This window comes from Microbacterium sp. Leaf320, from assembly GCF_001423485.1.
Lineage (GTDB): Bacteria > Actinomycetota > Actinomycetes > Actinomycetales > Microbacteriaceae > Microbacterium.
In genome coordinates this window covers 204,657-220,327 of the sequence record NZ_LMOD01000004.1, presented here as the reverse complement: position 1 = coordinate 220,327, position 15,671 = coordinate 204,657, and the positions used below count along the sequence as shown (strand labels likewise).

Here is a 15,671-nt window from a genome sequence, read left to right as displayed (position 1 = left end):
TTAGAACCTCGGTCCCGTTTCCGACACCGAGGGGGTCGCTGCGTTTGCGACACGCCGGGCGAGGCGCACGCGGCGCGCGTCGCGGTGCCGGTTGTCTCTGGGGTGCTCGCGCTCTTCGTGGTCGCACGCGGCGTCCTGCGCCTCGTCGAGGTGGAACCGTGAGGCCCGCCACCACGTGTGTTCCTGGCAGTGGATGACGATGAGCGACTTGGATTCGTCGAGGCGGATGGGGCTGGTGGTCTGTCCGAGTTTGGCCATGACGGGTCCTAGAAGCTGAAGAGGTCGGAGGGGTCGACGAACTCGGTGACGTCGTCGAGGAACTGGAGGGCGAGGGTGCCGCCCTCCAGGGTGGTGACGTCGGCGTCAGGCTGGTCCTTTGGCCGGCCGATTCCGAAGCCGCCGTATGTGCCGATCGCGCGCTTGGTTGCGACGGCGGCAGCGCCGTCCAGGCGGTCCTGCGGCCAGTGCGCGAGGCCGCCCTCGTCGAGGAGTTTGAGGAGCTTGGTGGCACCCTGGCGGACGTCGATGGTCTTGGCCGGTTTGAGCTCCGGCGCGGGCATGGCCTTCTCGAGTGCGGCGACCTCGACGGCGGCGGCCTGGGATGCGGAGTCGTAGACGATGGGGACCTTGTGAGTGCGGGCGAGGAGGAGGACCTCCTGCCAGAATCCCTTCGTACCCTGCTGGTGGTGGAGGACTCCGATGGCGATGCGGGTCTCGCGCTCCGCGCCTTCCTGGTCGAGGGCGACGGCGACGAGGTCGAGGGGTTCCAGGGTGTGGTGCCAGGCCGCCATGGCGGAGGCCCAGAGGCCGTCCGGGTGGATCGCGATGGCGAGGGAGAAGCGGCCGGGGTTCTCGGGGAGCCCGCCGGGGATGAGCGTCTTGGCCCAGAGTTCGGGCTTGATGAGGGTGTTGGCGGTGCCCTCGTCACCGAAAATGCCGAGGTACTCGAAGATGAACTTCTGTCGCGGCTGGAGTCGGAAGTTACGCCGGACGGCCTCGATGTCGGTGAGGTTGCCGGGCGCGACGCCGGGGTGGTGCTTCTCGATCAGGGCGCGGACGTTCGCACGCGGGTGCTCCTCGGTCGGCTCCCAATCTGCTAGTTCCTCCTCGCTGGTCGAGTCGGGCGCGTTGTATCGGAGGATCGCTGCGCCGAGTTCGCCCGCCTTGACGAAGACGACTTCGTAGAGGAGGTTGCCGGTGCGGAACTTGTCGGCGGTGCCCGCGATGATGAACTGGCCGTCCGTCGTGTCGAGGGTGGGCGGGATCGCGGCGAGGAGGTCCTCAGTCATCTCGGGTTTCGCGCGGCCGGACTCGTCGATGAACACCTCGTCATAAGCCGAACCTCGGAAGTTGTCACCGATGGGCGCATGAACAGAGAAGACCGAGCGGTTAGCGAACGTGATGGCCTCGGCACCGGCCTGGCGTGAGACCTTGACCGGGCGCGTCTTCTTGTCGGGGTAGACGGTCTCGATCACGTCCAGCACTTCCTTGCCGAACTTCTCACGCGCTTTCAGTCCAGTCGTGGCGAGAGTGAATGCGGAGTTGCGGCGCGGTCGGCTCGCGCATCGGCCGATGATGACGGCGAGGATCGTGGCGGTCTTCGTCGAGCGTCGAGGCATGAGGATGCCGTCGATAGTTCTTCCGGCGGCGAGCGTGTCGACCACCTGGAGTTGTTGCGGCTTGGGGTCCTGAACCTCACCCTCTCGGTCGACGAGGAGGCCCATGATCTGCATGCCGGTGAGGAACTCAAGGCGGTCGCGTCTGGTGGTCACGTACTCGGTCGCCTCGTCGGGCGTCGCCTCCGAATCGCGGTGCGCGACCCACGCGGCCTCATCCATGAGCCAGTGCTCTTCCAACTCGGGGAAAAACACGCCTGTAGAGCCGTAGGCGGGGGTTGCTGTGACAGACATAAAAAGATCCGATGGTCAGGGGTTTTGTTACCACTTGAGGGAGCCGGGCGAGGTGATGGGAGCCGGTGCGTGTCGGGTCTTGGCCTCGCGCTGTCGGGCAGCGCCGAGGCGTCCGCCGTCCGCTCGATTGCCGATGCACCGCGCCGTCTTGTAGCGATGCTCGGGCGCGAGGTTGTCCAGGCCGGGTCCGCCGTTCGCGTCGATGTGCCCGACATCGAACCGCTGTTCGGGATCGATGAGGTGACCGCACCTCCAGCACGTCACATCGGCACCGGCTCGACGCTTGACCGCGACCCGAGAGCGGACGATGCGTGCATTCTTGAGGTACTCCGGGTCGCGATGCTTAGCGCCCACGGTCGAGGTCTCCGGTGCGGTGGTTGACATGCGGGCCGGTGTGGTCCAGCGGACGAGAGCACACGACCCATAGCCCGCTGTCATCACCGAGCCAGATGAGCGCGCAGATGCCCTGGTCGACGCGATCAGCGAGGGCAGCGGTGAGTGCCGCCTCGACGATCCGCCCGCGTCGGTGGTCACGGATGCCGAGGGCGAGCCAGGCGGCGACGATGAGGGCGAGGGCGATGAGGAACGGGACCGGGTCGATGTTGTCAACCACGACGGCGCTTCCCGGCGGTCTCGGCGCGGACGAGGTTGAGGAGGCTGGTCGAACCGTAGGCGGTCGCGATCTGCTTGCGTCCGGCGTCGACGAATGCCCACGCCGCGTCGAGGTACTCGATGCCGTCCTCGACGAGTCGGGTTCGCGCGCCGTCGAGGGTGTTGGCGATGGCGTCGAGGTCATTGGCCCGGCGAGCTGATCCGCCGATGGTGTTGCGTTCGCGGGCGGCTCGGGTGCGGGCGGTGTTGACGAGGTCGGTGAGGGCGTCGGTCGCGGGCTTGGTGGTCTGAGCTTCGGTGAGCGTCATCGGAGTTCCTTGGGTTCGTAGGTCGGGCCGAGGATGGCGCGGATGGCGGTTCGGTCGAGAGGCGGTGTCTCGTCGCGTTCGCTTCGTCCGTCGTCTCGGTGGTGTCCGCATGTGCACCATCCGGATTCGAGGTAGGCGTGTTCCATCTCGTCCTGCTTCGGTGGTGAGTGGTTGAGGGAGTACTGGCCCCCTCCACAACGGGAAGGGACCACTGATCTCGTTGCTTCGGCGGAGCCGGGCGTCGGTCGATCACTGGGCGCGTCTCTCGACAGCGCTACTGACAGGCGTGTGAGATCGGGGAGCCGTATGGGAAGGCCTCGCGCCCGGTCGTACCACTAACCGCGAGACCCCGATCTCTCGGGCGGCATCTTGTTCGATTTCGCGGAGCGCCTCCCGCGTGTCCCGCCCGGTCGTGGCGTCGCGTTACTGCATCTGTGGTCTCCCCTACGGCGGGGAGCATGGTGGTGGTCGGATAGTCCGATTCGGATTGTTCACACGCATGACTCAATCCGAATCGGACTGAATCGCCGCACATTGGATTCGGCGTGTCTCGGAATCCGATATGGACTACTCTCAGACCATGCGAACTATCTACGCCGTGACCGGCCTCCTGGCCGCGACGATGCTTCTCTCGGCGTGCGCCGCACCGGCTCCCACCTTGGAGGATGCGGGTAAGGCGTGCGTGACCTACGTCATGTCCAAGTACGACGAGACCCCCAAGCGGGCCGATCGCACGTGCGAAATCATGTATGAGGACATGGGCGAGGCCGACTTCATCGAGGAATGGACGAGATGATGAATGCAGACCAGATCACTGGCGAGTTGGTACACCTGGCGATGCGACGCCGTCGCGTAACCCAAGCCGCGCTCGGTGATGCCTTGGGCATCACTCAGGCCGCGATGGGCAAGAAGCTCTACGGCCGCCGGAGCTGGACGATTGACGAGGTGTTGGCCGTCGCCGACTACTTCGGCGTGCCCGTGTCCGAGTTCCTGCCTGGCGAGGACTACAAGCCGGTGTTGTCGGGTCGCGGTCGCGTTAACGCAGAAACGGCCTCCACCGAAGTGAAGACCGTTTCCGACTCTGTGCGCCCGAAGGGACTCGAACCCCTAACCTTCTGATCCGTAGTCAGATGCTCTATCCATTGAGCTACGGGCGCTCCTGGACCGCTCAGCGGGCCGTGGAACAGCCTATAACAGTCCACACTCGAATGCGAATCGAGCAGGGTCAGTCGTCGTCATCGGGGACGGTCTGCTTCTTCTTGCGCTTGGCTTTCGCGCGCTGCAGAGACGACAGAGCCTGCAGGTCGACGAGGCGGAGCGCCTGCATCCGGGCCTCGCGCATCCGCTCGTAGTCGGGGTCCTGATCGGGACGCATGCCCTCGACGTGCAGCCGGCGATCGAGGTTGTGGCGCACGTCTGCCCAGGCGCCCTCTCGGGCCTCCTCGACGATCGCGCGCAGCGCGGCCTCGTTCTCCATCGTCTCGCGCAGCTTCGTCGCGACTCCGTGCGACTGCTTGGCGCGGCGACGGAGGTTGCGCACATCGCGGTCGCGGTAGTCGTGCGTTCCGGAGGGATCGGAGTGGCGACCGCGAGCACGCTTGCGCAGCTCGGTCAGGTTGCGCTCGACCTCTTCGGACTCCTCGGCCATCGCCCGCAGCGCCTCTCGCGCGTCGGCGACGTACTTGTCGGTGTCGAACACGCCGTTCTCGGCGATCGTGCCGATGAGGATGTGATTCTTGACGGCGAGGCGCGCAGCAGCGGTCGCGATCGCAACGCCTTCGGCGATGGCTTCCGCAGTTCGTCCCACCGCTACCTCCTCTCTTCGAGCGTACCGGTATCGCTCCCCGATGCAGTGGGCCAGAATGGATCGGAATCGGGTCGCCACGGCCTGCTCTACGACCTGCGGCACTCCCGGACGCCGCCAGGAGGAGTGCAATGAAGCGTCTCACCCTCACCGGAAGCACCACAGTGATCACCGGGGCCGCGAGCGGTATGGGCGCGGAGATCGCACGGATCCTCTCCGCGGACGGCGTGCACCTCGCCCTGGTCGACCACAACGCGGAGGCTCTGGAGACCGTGGCCGCAGGGCTCGGGGGCACGACCGTCACCACGCACGTCGTCGATCTGCGCGACGACGACGCCGTCTTCGCCGCAGTGGACGAGATCACCTCGACTCACCCGCACGTGAACGCTCTGATCACGTGCGCCGGCTCCTCGATGCTGGGAACCCTCGACCAGCTGACCATGGAGGAGATGCGCTGGCTGACCGATGTGAACCTCTGGGGCACGGTGTCGATCACCAAGGCGCTGCTGCCGACGCTCCGCAGGGAGCGCGCCGCGCACATCACACACCTCGCGAGCATCTACGCTCTGGCGGCTCCCGCGGGGCGCATCCCCTATGCACTCAGCAAGTACGCCGTGCGAGGGTTCTCCGAGGCGCTCCGCCACGAGCTCGAGGGATCCTCGGTCACGGTCGGCGCGATCTATCCGGCCGGCGTGCGCACGGGCATCATCCTGCATGGCCGCTACGCCGCGGCGATCGACCCCGCGGTGGCAGCACGGGCGGCGGCCGCGCAGGCGGCGATGTACCACACCGAGCCCGCGGATGCCGCGGCGCAGATCGTGCGTGCGACCGAGCGACGTCGTGCGCGCACAATGGTCGGCCGGGAGGCGCGCCTCGTCGACGTGCTCGTGCGCGTCGCGCCGGCGGCCTACTGGCGCGTGATGCGGCGCCCGCTGCGCGAGGCAGTCGACACGACGACTCCGATCCGCTGAGTCAGCGGACCGCACCCACCCAGATCCCGGACGCCCACGCCTGCTGGTCGCCGTTGCAGCCCACCGAGCCGGGGAATCCGCGCACGACCGCCATGCAGTTCGCGAGGAACTCGGGGTCGCCGCCGAACATCGACTGGTACGAGCCCGACGAGGTCAGGGCGCCCCAGACCTTGAACTGGTAGATGTGCGCGAGCTCGTGCGCCATCGCCCATTTCAGCCGGTCGGAGCTCCAGTCCGAGATGTCGGCGCGGTACTTGATGTACCCGTTGCTGTTGGCACAGGCGGGGGCCGTTCCCCCCGCGCACGACGACGATTCGTAGAGCCCCACCCCGCCGCCGCCGACCGCGTCCAGCGCGGCGCGAACCCGCGCATATCCGTCGGGTCCGCTCGACGACCAGGCCGGCCCCCCAGGAGCCGCGTACTGGACGGCCTCCCACGTGGTCACGTCCTCGCCGAGCTTGTCGATGAGGGCGTGGACCGTGGCGGTCGCCGCCACGACCGTGGCCGGGTCCTCGCGCTCGGCGAGCACGGTCTGCTGGGCCGACAGCGCGGATGCCCGATGGGCGGCCGTATCGACCTTGCCCTCCGCGCCCGCCATCGCGGCACCGAGCGCGGCGATCCCCTCGACGAATGCAGGGCGCACCTCGAGCACCGCTGCACGGGAGGCAGTGTCCTTCTCAGCGAGATCGATCGCGCCCTCGAGGTGGTCGGTGCGCATCTGCGCGGTGCGCGTCGACTGCGACAGCGCCTGCAGCTCGGCGATGGCGGCGGCTCTGTCCTCGTCGAGGGCCACGGCACGGCCGACCACGCCTGCGGCAAGGAGGATCGCCGCGACCATGGTCACCGAGAAGACTCTTCTGATCACGACGCCGCCGTCATGGGAGGAATCCCGTGGTGTCGGCGAGCTGCGTCTCCTGTTCGGCGATGGCCGTGCGCAGAGCCGTCAGTTGTTCGGCGAGCAGGTAGTTCGCATCCCGAGTCGCGTCGAGCTGGTCTTCGGCGCGCACGACCGCAGCTCGCGCCTCGGCGAGCGAGTCGACCCGCTGCTGATCCGCGACCACGACGAGCACCGTCCCGCCGATCAGCAGCAGGCCCCCGGTGACGACGGCGAGGCCCCTCATATCGCTCCCCAGAACAAGATGACTTTCCGGAACGATTCCGTACGGCCAAATATATCCTCGCGAGTGGTGTCGTTCTAGCGCACTGTCTCACCCGCCGCGCTCCGGAAGCGACGGAGCCTGAGGCTGTTGAGCACGACGAACACACTCGAGAATGCCATCGCCGCACCGGCGAGCATCGGGTTGAGCAGGCCGAGAGCAGCAAGCGGAATAGCCGCGACGTTGTACGCGAGCGCCCAGAAGAGGTTGCCGCGGATCGTTCCGAGCGTGCGTCGAGCCAGCCGGATCGAGTCCACCGCACCCCAGAGGTCGCCCCGGACGAGCGTCAGATCGGATGCTTCGATCGCGGCATCCGTGCCAGTCCCCATCGCGATCCCGAGGTCGGACTGCGCCAGAGCCGCGGCGTCGTTGACGCCGTCCCCGACCATGGCGACGACGGCACCGCGCGCTTGCAGCGCAGTGACCACATCGACCTTGCCCTCGGGGAGGACCCCTGCGCGCACCTCATCGATGCCGACGGCATCCGCGATGCTCCGCGCCGCCCGTTCGTTGTCACCCGTGAGCAGCACCGGACGCAGGCCGAGCGTTCGGAGGGCTGCGATCGCGTCAGCGCTGGTGGGCTTGACCTGGTCAGCGACGACGAGGACGCCTCGCACTCGGCCGTCCCACGCCACAGCCACGGCCGTGCGCGCATCCGCTTCGGCGCTGTCGAATGCCGTGGCGAGCATGCCGTCGAGCGACAGCGCCCAGTCCTCGAGAAGCGAGGGCCGACCGGCGATCACGGCATGCGATTCCACGACCCCCGTGACTCCGCGGCCCGCGATGCTGCGGAAGTCGTGAACGGCGGGCAGATCGCCGATGCGCTCGGTGGCACCCCGGACGATCGCCTGGGCGATGGGATGCTCGGATGCCTCTTCGACCGCAGCCGCATGGCGGAGAACCTCGGTGGCGTCTTCACCATCCGCGACGATCACCTCGACCAGCGTCATGCGCCCCGTGGTGACCGTGCCGGTCTTGTCGAGCACGATCGTGTCGACGCGGCGGGTCGATTCGAGCACCTCCGGACCCTTGATGAGCACGCCGAGCTGCGCTCCGCGTCCTGTGCCGACGAGCAGCGCCATCGGGGTCGCGAGTCCCAGAGCGCAGGGGCACGCGATGATCAGCACCGCCACGGCTGCGGTGAACGCGGCAGCCGCACCGCCCCCGATCAGCAGCCACACGACGAGCGTGACGGCCGAGATCGCGAACACGATGGGCACGAAGACCGCCGAGAGCCGGTCGGCGAGCCGCTGCGCCTCGGCCTTGCCCGACTGGGCCTCTTCGACGAGACGCGCCATACGGGCGAGCTGCGTGTCGGCTCCGACGCGCGTCGCCGACACGAGAAGGCGACCGCCGACGTTGACGGTGGCTCCGGTGACCGAGTCGCCGGGTCGCACCTCGACCGGGATCGATTCACCCGTGAGCATCGAGGCGTCGACCGCAGACGACCCCTCGCGCACGATTCCGTCAGTCGCGATCTTCTCGCCCGGGCGCACGACGAACACGTCCCCCACCTGGAGCCGCTCGAGCGGCACCCGCTCTTCCCGCCCATCGCGCAAGACCGAGACGTCCTTGGCGCCGAGTTCTCCGAGCGCACGGAGTGCCGCACCGGCACGGCGCTTGGAGCGCTGCTCGAGGAAGCGTCCGAGCAGCAGGAACATGGTCACGCCGGCGGCGACCTCGAGGTAGATGCTGCCGAGGCCGTCGCCTCGTTCGATCGTGAATCGGAACGGGTGGGTCATTCCCCACATGCCGGCGGTTCCGAAGAACAGCGCGTACAGCGACCAGAGGTAGGCCGCGCCGACGCCGACAGAGATGAGGGTGTCCATCGTGACAGCACGGTGGCGCGCGTTGAGGAAGGCCGCGCGGTGAAAGGGCCAGGCGGCCCAGGTGACGACCGGCGTGGCGAGGATGAGCGACGCCCACTGCCACCCAGGGAACTGCAGTGGTTCGGCCATCGCGAGGGCGATCACCGGGATCGCGAGCACCGCAGCGACGAGGAGGCGGAGCCGCAGTCGACGGTACGAGGGGTCGACCTCGGCGGACTCGGCCTCCCGCGGGAGCGCGGCCGCGTATCCCGTGCGGACGACCTCCGAGATGAGGTCGTCGACGGCGATGCCGGACTCGACCTGAACATGGGCCTTCTCGGTCGCATAGTTGACGGTGGCCGCCACCCCCTCCATGCGGTTGAGTCGCTTCTCGATCCTCGAGGCGCAGGACGCGCACGTCATGCCCTCGATCTCGAGGTCGTAGGTCACCGCTCCGCCTGACATGCTCACTCCTCAGGCGCGGGTGGCGCTGTAACCGGCCTCATCGACAGCGGCCAGCACGGCTGCGTCGTCGAGCTCGGCGGTGGAGGTCACGGTCAGGCGGCCCGCTGCGGCGCTGACCTCGATGCCGGTCACGCCGTCCAGCTTCGCGACCTCGCTGCGGACCGAACCCTCGCAGTGCCCGCAGGTCATTCCGATGACGGAGTAAGTAGTGGTGCTCATGTGTGCGTTCCTCTCGACTGTGTTCGATCAGAATACCCCCCAGGGGTATCCTGATGATCACAACAGTACCCCGCGAAGGGGTATTCCCTCAACGCGAGGATGATCAGATCGAGTACGTCGGACTGCTGAGACGCCGCTCTGCCGCCGCCTGCCCGCTGGCCAGATGGCGCGGGATCAGCCACCTCAGAGTCTCGACGTCGCGCGCCATGACCGCTTCGAGGATCACGCGATGCTCTTCCGCCATGGCGAGCAGATCGTCGTGCTGTCCGAACAGCCACCGCAGGCGCGTGACGAACACGCCGATCAGCTCTCCGAGCATCTCGTTGCCGGCGAGCTCCGCCGAGATCTCGTGGAACTCCCCCGCCGCGATGCGGGCGGCCTCGACGTTCCCCGCCTTCGACGCCGCGAGCTCGCGCTCGTAGGCCGCCTGCAGCCTCGCGATACCCGCGTCATCATGACGCTCGGCAGCGAACACGAAGATGAGGGTCTCTATCGCCTCCCGCACCTCACCGAAGTCCTGGATGTCGCGGTGCGTGAATTCGCGCACCACGGCCCAGGTGCGGGGCCGTGCGACCACGACGCCCTCGCCGACGAGCGCGCGGATCGCCTCGCGCACCGGAAGTCGCGACACGTTGAGCTCTGCCGCGATGTCGCGTTCGACGAGTCGGGATCCGGGCACACGGCGCCCCAGGATGATGTCATCGCGCAGAATGCGCGTCACCCTCACCGACTCGAGTTCGCCGGCAGTCCCCACCCCCGCCATACCGTGATTGTCCCACCTGCACACCGGTCCGACAAGTTTTGGTATCCCAACGGGTGAATCTATTACGACCGTGCAGCGCTCGACACGCAGAAGGAGCGGGGCGGATGCCGCAGCATCCGCCCCGCTCCTTCTGCGTCGCTCAGGGCAGGCGGTTCGCGATCGCGAGGTTGGCCGCGAGCTCCTCGGCGGTCTGCTTCACGACGTAGGCGGGGCGATCGCGCTCGACGCGCCAGGACTCGCTGAGCGGACCGACGTTGACCGTGTCGAAGCCGGCCTCGTCGTAGAAGCGCGTGACGAAGGCGACGGCCTCGGCGTCGTCGCCCGCGGTCGCGAGTGCACGGCGACCCTCCGTGTCGGCCGGGGTGCCGTCGGTCGTGATGTCGGCGGCGAAGATGTGGTTGAAGGCCTTCGCGATGCGCGAGGTCGGCAGCTGCTCCTGCAGAAGCTCCGAGGTCGTGGTCTCGCCCTTGTCGAGGGCGTCGATGTGGCCGTCGCGCTCGAAGTAGTAGTTGTTGGTGTCGAGCACGATCTTGCCGGCGAGCTGCGCCACGGGAAGAGCATCGATCCTGCCGAGCGGCACCGTCACGACGACCGCGTCGCCCGCCTCCGCCGCATCCGCAGCGGTCGCGGCCTTCGCCTGCGGGCCGAGCTCGGCGACGAGGTCTGCGAGCGTCTCCGGTCCGCGTGAATTCGCGATCACGACGTCGTATCCGTTCGCCACCGCGACGCGAGCGACCTGGCTGCCGATGTGTCCTGCACCGATGATTCCGAGAGTTGTCATGCTCGGGCCAACGCCTGCGGGATCAGGCTATTCCCTCGGTGACGCCGCGTGTCGCCATCAGACGGCGAGGAGGAAGCGCTCCTCCACGCGGCGGTATCCCAGGCTCTCGTAGAGGCGGATGGCACCGGTGTTGAAGCCGAAGACGTGCAGACCGATCGAGTCGGCTCCGAGCCGCGCGGCCTCCCGCTCGGCCGCATGCATGACGTCGCGGCCGTATCCCCTGCGACGCTGATCATCGGCGATCTCGATGTCGAGGATGAACCCGTGCGGGCGTCCGCCGCGAGAGCGGACGCCGATCCAGAGCACTCCCACCTCGACGCCGTCGACCTCGGCGGTGAACAGCTCCTGGCCTGCCGACGCGACCCCGTCGGGCAGCTCCAGCTCCATCTGCCTGTGGGACTCGACCGCCGCGTCCTCAGCCGAATACCGACCGGAGGCGGCGAGATCCTCGGCGAAGGCGGCCTCGGATGCCTCGGCGAAGCTGGTGAAGCGCTCTGCCGTCATGGGCCTCACGACGACGCGCGAACCCGTCTCTCGCGTCGGGAGCGGTTCGAGGATCATCTGGATCGAGGCGACCTCGAAACCACCGCGCTCGATGAATGCGCGACTCTCGCTGTCGGAGGCGTAGACGCCCATGCTGATCCGATCGACCTGCTGTGTGCGGGCGAGTGCCTGCAGAGCGTCGAGGAGCGCACCCCTCTGGTCGACGCTCGGCGCGTGCTCGAAGGAGAGATCCACGACGAACAGGACACCGTTGTTCGCCGCGAGCCAGACGGTGCCCAGCCGGGTCCCGTCGTCCTCGATCTCGAGGATCAGCGAGGTCGGCGTCTCGTGTCCTTCCGCGAGCATCTCGGCCAGGAACTCCTCGACGCGGACGGCGGCGTCATCGCCGACGAACATCCCCGAGTCCTGCCTGAGAGCGATCAGCCGCTCACGCGTCACCCCGAGCCAGTCGTCGAAGCGTTCTGCGCCGAGAGGATTCAGAAGAAGAGGCATGGTTCCATCCTGCACCTCACGGCGTCCACCCCACGCCTCACACCTTGTGCAGGGCGTCTTCCACGGCGACCCAGGCCAGCATCGCGCACTTCACGCGCGCCACGTACCGTGAGACGCCACCGAGGGCTGCGACATCACCGAGCAGCTCCTCGTCCGGCTCGATCTTGCCGCGCGAGCGCATCGCCTCGCGGAACGACGCGATACGGATCTCCAGCTCCTCGACCGTCAGCCCCTCGGCGAGCTCGGCGAGAAGCGAGGCGGATGCCTGCGAGATGGCGCAGCCGTGCCCCTCCCACGCGATCGCCTCGATGCTGCCGTCGCCGGCGCGATGCACCTGCAGGGTCACCTCGTCGCCGCAGGTCGGGTTCACCTGGTGCGACTGCGCCGCGATCTCGCCGCGGAGCCCGAACCCGTGCGGGGTGCGGGAGTGGTCGAGGATGAGTTCCTGGTACAGGTTCTGCAGGTCGCTCATGCGCCCCTCCGGAAGAAGTCGATGGCACCCTGGACGCCGTCGAGCACGGCGTCGATCTCGGCATCGGTCGTGTACAGATACGTGCTCGCCCTGGTCGACGAGGTGACGCCGAGGCGTCGATGCAGCGGCTGCGCGCAGTGGTGCCCGACACGCACGGCGATTCCGCGGTCGTCGAGGAACTGACCGAGGTCGTGCGAGTGGATGCCGTCGACGTCGAAGCTCGCGAGCCCCACCCGTGGCAGGTCGATGCCGGCACCGAGCACGCGCACGCCATCGATGGCCGTGAGTCCCTCGACGAGACGCGCCCCGAAGGCGGCCTCGTGCGCGGCGATGCGCGGCATTCCGACAGCGGTCAGATAGTCGATCGCCGCGGCGAGCGCGACCGCCTGCGACACCCTCTGCGTGCCGGCTTCGAAACGCTGAGGAGGTGGCATGTATACGGCCTCCGTCGTGGTGACGGTGGTGATCATCGAGCCGCCGGTGAGGAACGGCGGCATGGCCTCGAGCAGCTCACGACGACCGTACAGTGCGCCGATGCCGGTCGGGCCGAGCATCTTGTGTCCGGAGAGCACGGCGAAGTCGACATCGAGCTCGCGGACGTCCAGCGGCAGATGAGGTGCCGACTGGCAGGCGTCGAGCACGACGAAGGCTCCCACGGCTCTCGCCAGCGCGACGAGCTGCTCGACCGGGTTGATCACACCGAGCACGTTCGACACATGGGTGAATGCGACGAGCCTGGTTCGCTCTCCGATCAGCTCGGCGGCGACGTCGAGACGCAGCGCGCCGTGGTCGTCGAGCGGGATGACCCGCAGAGTCGCCCCCGTGCGCGCCGCGAGCTCCTGCCAGGGGATCAGGTTGGCGTGGTGCTCCATCTCGGTCGTGACGATCTCGTCACCCTCACGCAGGCGGAGTCGCTCGGCGGCCGCTCCCCCGCGGCCGAGGGAGGCATTGGAGATCGAATACGCGACGAGGTTGAGCGCCTCCGTGGCGTTCGAGGTCCAGACGATCTCGCCCTCGTCGGCGCCGATGAACCGCGCGACGGTGGCGCGAGCATCCTCGAAGATCTCCGTGGCCTCGGCCGCGAGAGTGTGGGCTCCGCGGTGCACGGCTGCATTGAGCGTCGTCGCGAACGTCCGCTCGGCGTCGAGCACCGCGAACGGACGCTGCGATGTGGCACCGGAGTCGAGGTACGAGAGCGGATGCCCGTTGACCTCGACCTGCAGGATCGGGAAGTCCTCGCGCAGGCGCCGCACCTCGGCATCCGTCAGGGGATCGTCGCTCAGCGGGGCGATCTCGTCGGCGTCGCGGGAAGTGCTCATCCTTCTAGCTTCTCATCTGATGCGCCGAGCCGGGTCGCGGCCGCAGGCAGGCCGACGGTCAGGGAGAGACGAGGATGCCCTCGACCTCCGCCAGCCCGAGTGCCCCCGTGACCGGATCGACGTAGCGGACGATGATCTGACGCAGCCCCGGTCGGACGTCGAGCACAGACACGCGGGTGGATGCCTCCGTGAGCACGACGCTCGTCGTCGCCTCGCCGTCGACCGATACGGACACCGTCGAGCCGGAGATGCCCTGAAGCAGCAGACTGATGTCGTCTCGGGCTCCATCGGCGTCGGCGTCGATACGCGGGATGAACGTGTCGGAGACCTCAGCGAGCGTCGGAGTCTCGAAGGAGAAGGGACCGATCGGAGCGCTGACCGTCTGCTCGCCGGTGAGCGCGGTGTGGCGCACGGAGATGGACATGCCCTGATGAAGGCCCCCGGCCTCGGGAAGAACCGAGAAGGCGCCGGCGGAGTCGACGACCGTGGATGCGATGACGAGGCCCGCTTCGTCGAGGATCTCGACCTCGGCACCCGCGGCACCGGTTCCGGTGAGAGCGGTGGGCACGATCATCGACGTCGAGGCGCTCCACTCGACCGTCACAGGAAGGACGACGGGCTCCTCGACCTGAGGTTCCTCGACAGGGGCCGCAGGCGGCAGCCGTTGCGGTTGCGATCGGGGTTCCGGCGGAGTCGTCGAGGCCGCGACCTCCTGCGGCGCCGGCGAGGCGTCGCTCTGTTCGGGGCTGACCTCGTTGTCGGGCTGGGGTTCGAGAACGGGGTCGGGTGAGTCAGGCGCCTCCGGCGGCACCGGCACCGCCGGAGACTCCGTGGTCGACGGCGCCTCGATCGGCGCAGGAGACTCGACGACGAGCGCAGCCGGGGGCGTTGCCTCGGCACCGGGTACCGCCTTCGGAGTGAGCTGGGCGGCGACCGCGATCGCCGCGACCGCGACGGCCGCGGCAGCGACCGCTCCGCCGACGAGCAGCCAGGGCGCGACTCCCTTGGGCAGCACGCCGACGGAAGCCGCTGCCATGACCGGTGCCGGCGTCGCGGCGGAGTAGGCCGCCGCTGCAGGGCCGCCGATGATCGCCGGCAGCAGCAGAGCACGCAGCTTGGACGACGCCTGCGAGATCTCCGTGCTCGCCATCGTGCAGCGGTGACAGTTCTCGAGGTGCGCCTCGAACCGCGAACGGTCCGCACGTGAGACCTGCCGCCTGCGCCCCTGGGCGACGATGCGCTCGCAGGTCCACCGGCACTCGGGATCGCGACCCGGCTCCTTGATGTGCGCCTGCAGCCAAGCGACTTTGAAGCCCTCGCGGGCCCGCGAGGCCAGCACCGAGACGGCATTCGGTGTCATGCCCATCAACGGTGCGATCTCGCGCGGCTTCATCCCCTCGACTTCGAGGTACCACAGCAGTGTGCGCCACCGCTCCGGCAGGTCCTTGAACGCCGTCGTCAGCAGCGCCTTGTCCGAGAGGATGTCCAGGGAGTCCTCCGAGTCGTCGACGGGCAATTCGTCGATGTACTCGAGGGCGAGATCCTTCTGCTTTCCTCCCCAGGTCGCGGCGGCGCTGCGCACCGCCGCGAACAGGTAGGGCCGGAACGCCTCGGTCGGGCCTCCGCCGTTGCGGATCGCACTGAAGGTCTTCGCGAAGGCCTCGCTGACCAGATCCTCGGGGTCGATCGAGCTCGTGATGGCCCGGGCGGCACGCAGCGCGGCGGGAGAATGGCGGTCCCACAGCATCCCGTAAGCCCTGTTGTCACCGTCGCGGGTGGCGCGCACGAGATCGTCATCGCTCGTATCGGGGTCGAGTCGCGTGCGGATCACGGTCGGCGGCAGCACGGTCATGACGGACGGCCCTTCGCCCCGATGCGCCGCGTGGGGCGAATGCTGAAACGGGCGATGTCGCCGTCGATCCCCGGCGCGTGCTGCCAACCCTCACGAAAGAACCGGGCCGTCGACGCTCCCACGGGGATGACAAACCTGAAAGCGCCCCCGCTCCTGCGCTCGTCCAGAAGGAGGCCGACGGTGTCCGCCTCCGGTTCCCGGTGAAGGTCGGGGGTGCTGTTCATGTGAGCGTCC

General features: G+C 68.2%; 20 protein-coding genes and 1 tRNA gene. 3 read left to right on the top strand and 18 right to left on the bottom strand.

The genetic code is table 11. The annotated features are described in order from the left end of the window. The 5 genes from ASF63_RS14635 to ASF63_RS14615 are packed head-to-tail and all read right to left on the bottom strand — an operon-like array spanning position 1 to position 2,830. Positions 1-258 carry a hypothetical protein gene (locus ASF63_RS14635; protein WP_056515573.1) on the bottom strand — a complete coding sequence of 86 codons (258 nt, stop codon included), beginning with the start codon at positions 256-258 and terminating at the stop codon, positions 1-3. Positions 259-266: 8 nt separating this feature from the next. Beyond that, positions 267-1,910 (bottom strand): hypothetical protein, encoded by a 1,644-nt coding sequence (locus ASF63_RS14630; protein WP_157534383.1) that lies wholly within the window; start codon positions 1,908-1,910, stop codon positions 267-269. Between the two features lie 27 nt (positions 1,911-1,937). Continuing rightward, positions 1,938-2,294 carry a hypothetical protein gene (locus ASF63_RS14625; RefSeq protein ID WP_157534382.1) on the bottom strand — a complete coding sequence of 119 codons (357 nt, stop codon included), beginning with the start codon at positions 2,292-2,294 and terminating at the stop codon, positions 1,938-1,940. Next, complete coding sequence (locus ASF63_RS14620) at positions 2,254-2,523, bottom strand: hypothetical protein (RefSeq protein ID WP_056515565.1); 270 nt, start codon at positions 2,521-2,523, stop codon at positions 2,254-2,256. The genes ASF63_RS14625 and ASF63_RS14620 overlap by 41 nt, the downstream gene beginning before the upstream one ends. Continuing rightward, positions 2,516-2,830, bottom strand: a complete 315-nt coding sequence (locus tag ASF63_RS14615) for a hypothetical protein (RefSeq protein ID WP_056515561.1) — start codon at positions 2,828-2,830, stop codon at positions 2,516-2,518. Before ASF63_RS14615 ends, ASF63_RS14620 begins: the two co-directional genes overlap by 8 nt. Before the next feature lie 580 nt (positions 2,831-3,410). Here ASF63_RS14615 and ASF63_RS14610 point away from each other — a divergent pair. Then, entirely contained in the window at positions 3,411-3,626 is a 216-nt protein-coding gene (locus tag ASF63_RS14610) for a hypothetical protein (protein WP_157534381.1), read from the top strand. Further along, entirely contained in the window at positions 3,623-3,949 is a 327-nt protein-coding gene (locus tag ASF63_RS18890) for a helix-turn-helix domain-containing protein (RefSeq protein ID WP_162238895.1), read from the top strand. Before ASF63_RS14610 ends, ASF63_RS18890 begins: the two co-directional genes overlap by 4 nt. On the opposite strand, the gene ASF63_RS14605 is transcribed toward ASF63_RS18890, so the two are convergent. Continuing rightward, a tRNA-Arg gene (locus tag ASF63_RS14605) sits at positions 3,915-3,987 on the bottom strand. The two genes, ASF63_RS18890 and ASF63_RS14605, sit on opposite strands and share 35 nt — an antisense overlap. 68 nt (positions 3,988-4,055) lie before the next feature. Next, positions 4,056-4,637: a hypothetical protein gene (locus ASF63_RS14600; RefSeq protein WP_056309674.1), complete on the bottom strand. Its 582-nt coding sequence runs from the start codon at positions 4,635-4,637 to the stop codon at positions 4,056-4,058. A 128-nt stretch (positions 4,638-4,765) separates the two neighbouring features. Here ASF63_RS14600 and ASF63_RS14595 point away from each other — a divergent pair, with 128 nt between their 5' ends. Then, positions 4,766-5,605: an SDR family NAD(P)-dependent oxidoreductase gene (locus tag ASF63_RS14595; protein ID WP_056515554.1), complete on the top strand. Its 840-nt coding sequence runs from the start codon at positions 4,766-4,768 to the stop codon at positions 5,603-5,605. Position 5,606: 1 nt separating this feature from the next. On the opposite strand, the gene ASF63_RS14590 is transcribed toward ASF63_RS14595, so the two are convergent. The 11 genes from ASF63_RS14590 to ASF63_RS14540 form a co-directional block, all read right to left on the bottom strand. After that, positions 5,607-6,443: a hypothetical protein gene (locus tag ASF63_RS14590; protein ID WP_235560830.1), complete on the bottom strand. Its 837-nt coding sequence runs from the start codon at positions 6,441-6,443 to the stop codon at positions 5,607-5,609. Positions 6,444-6,480: 37 nt separating this feature from the next. Continuing rightward, the gene (locus tag ASF63_RS14585) at positions 6,481-6,726 is read right to left on the bottom strand and encodes a hypothetical protein (protein WP_056515551.1); all 246 of its coding nucleotides are present in this window, start codon (positions 6,724-6,726) and stop codon (positions 6,481-6,483) included. Positions 6,727-6,800: 74 nt separating this feature from the next. After that, positions 6,801-9,035, bottom strand: coding sequence for a heavy metal translocating P-type ATPase (locus ASF63_RS14580; protein WP_056515548.1), 2,235 nt, complete (start codon positions 9,033-9,035; stop codon positions 6,801-6,803). Between the two features lie 9 nt (positions 9,036-9,044). After that, positions 9,045-9,254: a heavy-metal-associated domain-containing protein gene (locus ASF63_RS14575; RefSeq protein WP_056515546.1), complete on the bottom strand. Its 210-nt coding sequence runs from the start codon at positions 9,252-9,254 to the stop codon at positions 9,045-9,047. Positions 9,255-9,357: 103 nt separating this feature from the next. Continuing rightward, positions 9,358-10,017, bottom strand: coding sequence for a GntR family transcriptional regulator (locus tag ASF63_RS14570; RefSeq protein WP_056515543.1), 660 nt, complete (start codon positions 10,015-10,017; stop codon positions 9,358-9,360). A 139-nt stretch (positions 10,018-10,156) separates the two neighbouring features. Next, positions 10,157-10,798, bottom strand: coding sequence for an NADPH-dependent F420 reductase (locus tag ASF63_RS14565; protein ID WP_056515540.1), 642 nt, complete (start codon positions 10,796-10,798; stop codon positions 10,157-10,159). A gap of 57 nt (positions 10,799-10,855) precedes the next feature. Continuing rightward, positions 10,856-11,794: a GNAT family N-acetyltransferase gene (locus ASF63_RS14560; RefSeq protein ID WP_056515537.1), complete on the bottom strand. Its 939-nt coding sequence runs from the start codon at positions 11,792-11,794 to the stop codon at positions 10,856-10,858. 37 nt (positions 11,795-11,831) lie between these two features. Then, positions 11,832-12,266 carry a Fe-S cluster assembly sulfur transfer protein SufU gene (gene sufU, locus ASF63_RS14555; protein ID WP_056515534.1) on the bottom strand — a complete coding sequence of 145 codons (435 nt, stop codon included), beginning with the start codon at positions 12,264-12,266 and terminating at the stop codon, positions 11,832-11,834. Further along, positions 12,263-13,585 (bottom strand): SufS family cysteine desulfurase, encoded by a 1,323-nt coding sequence (locus tag ASF63_RS14550; protein ID WP_056515529.1) that lies wholly within the window; start codon positions 13,583-13,585, stop codon positions 12,263-12,265. The genes sufU and ASF63_RS14550 overlap by 4 nt, the downstream gene beginning before the upstream one ends. Before the next feature lie 58 nt (positions 13,586-13,643). After that, the gene (locus ASF63_RS14545; RefSeq protein ID WP_056515526.1) at positions 13,644-15,437 is read right to left on the bottom strand and encodes a sigma-70 family RNA polymerase sigma factor; all 1,794 of its coding nucleotides are present in this window, start codon (positions 15,435-15,437) and stop codon (positions 13,644-13,646) included. Continuing rightward, positions 15,434-15,661: a hypothetical protein gene (locus tag ASF63_RS14540; RefSeq protein ID WP_056515523.1), complete on the bottom strand. Its 228-nt coding sequence runs from the start codon at positions 15,659-15,661 to the stop codon at positions 15,434-15,436. Before ASF63_RS14540 ends, ASF63_RS14545 begins: the two co-directional genes overlap by 4 nt. Between the last annotated feature and the right edge of the window lie 10 nt (positions 15,662-15,671).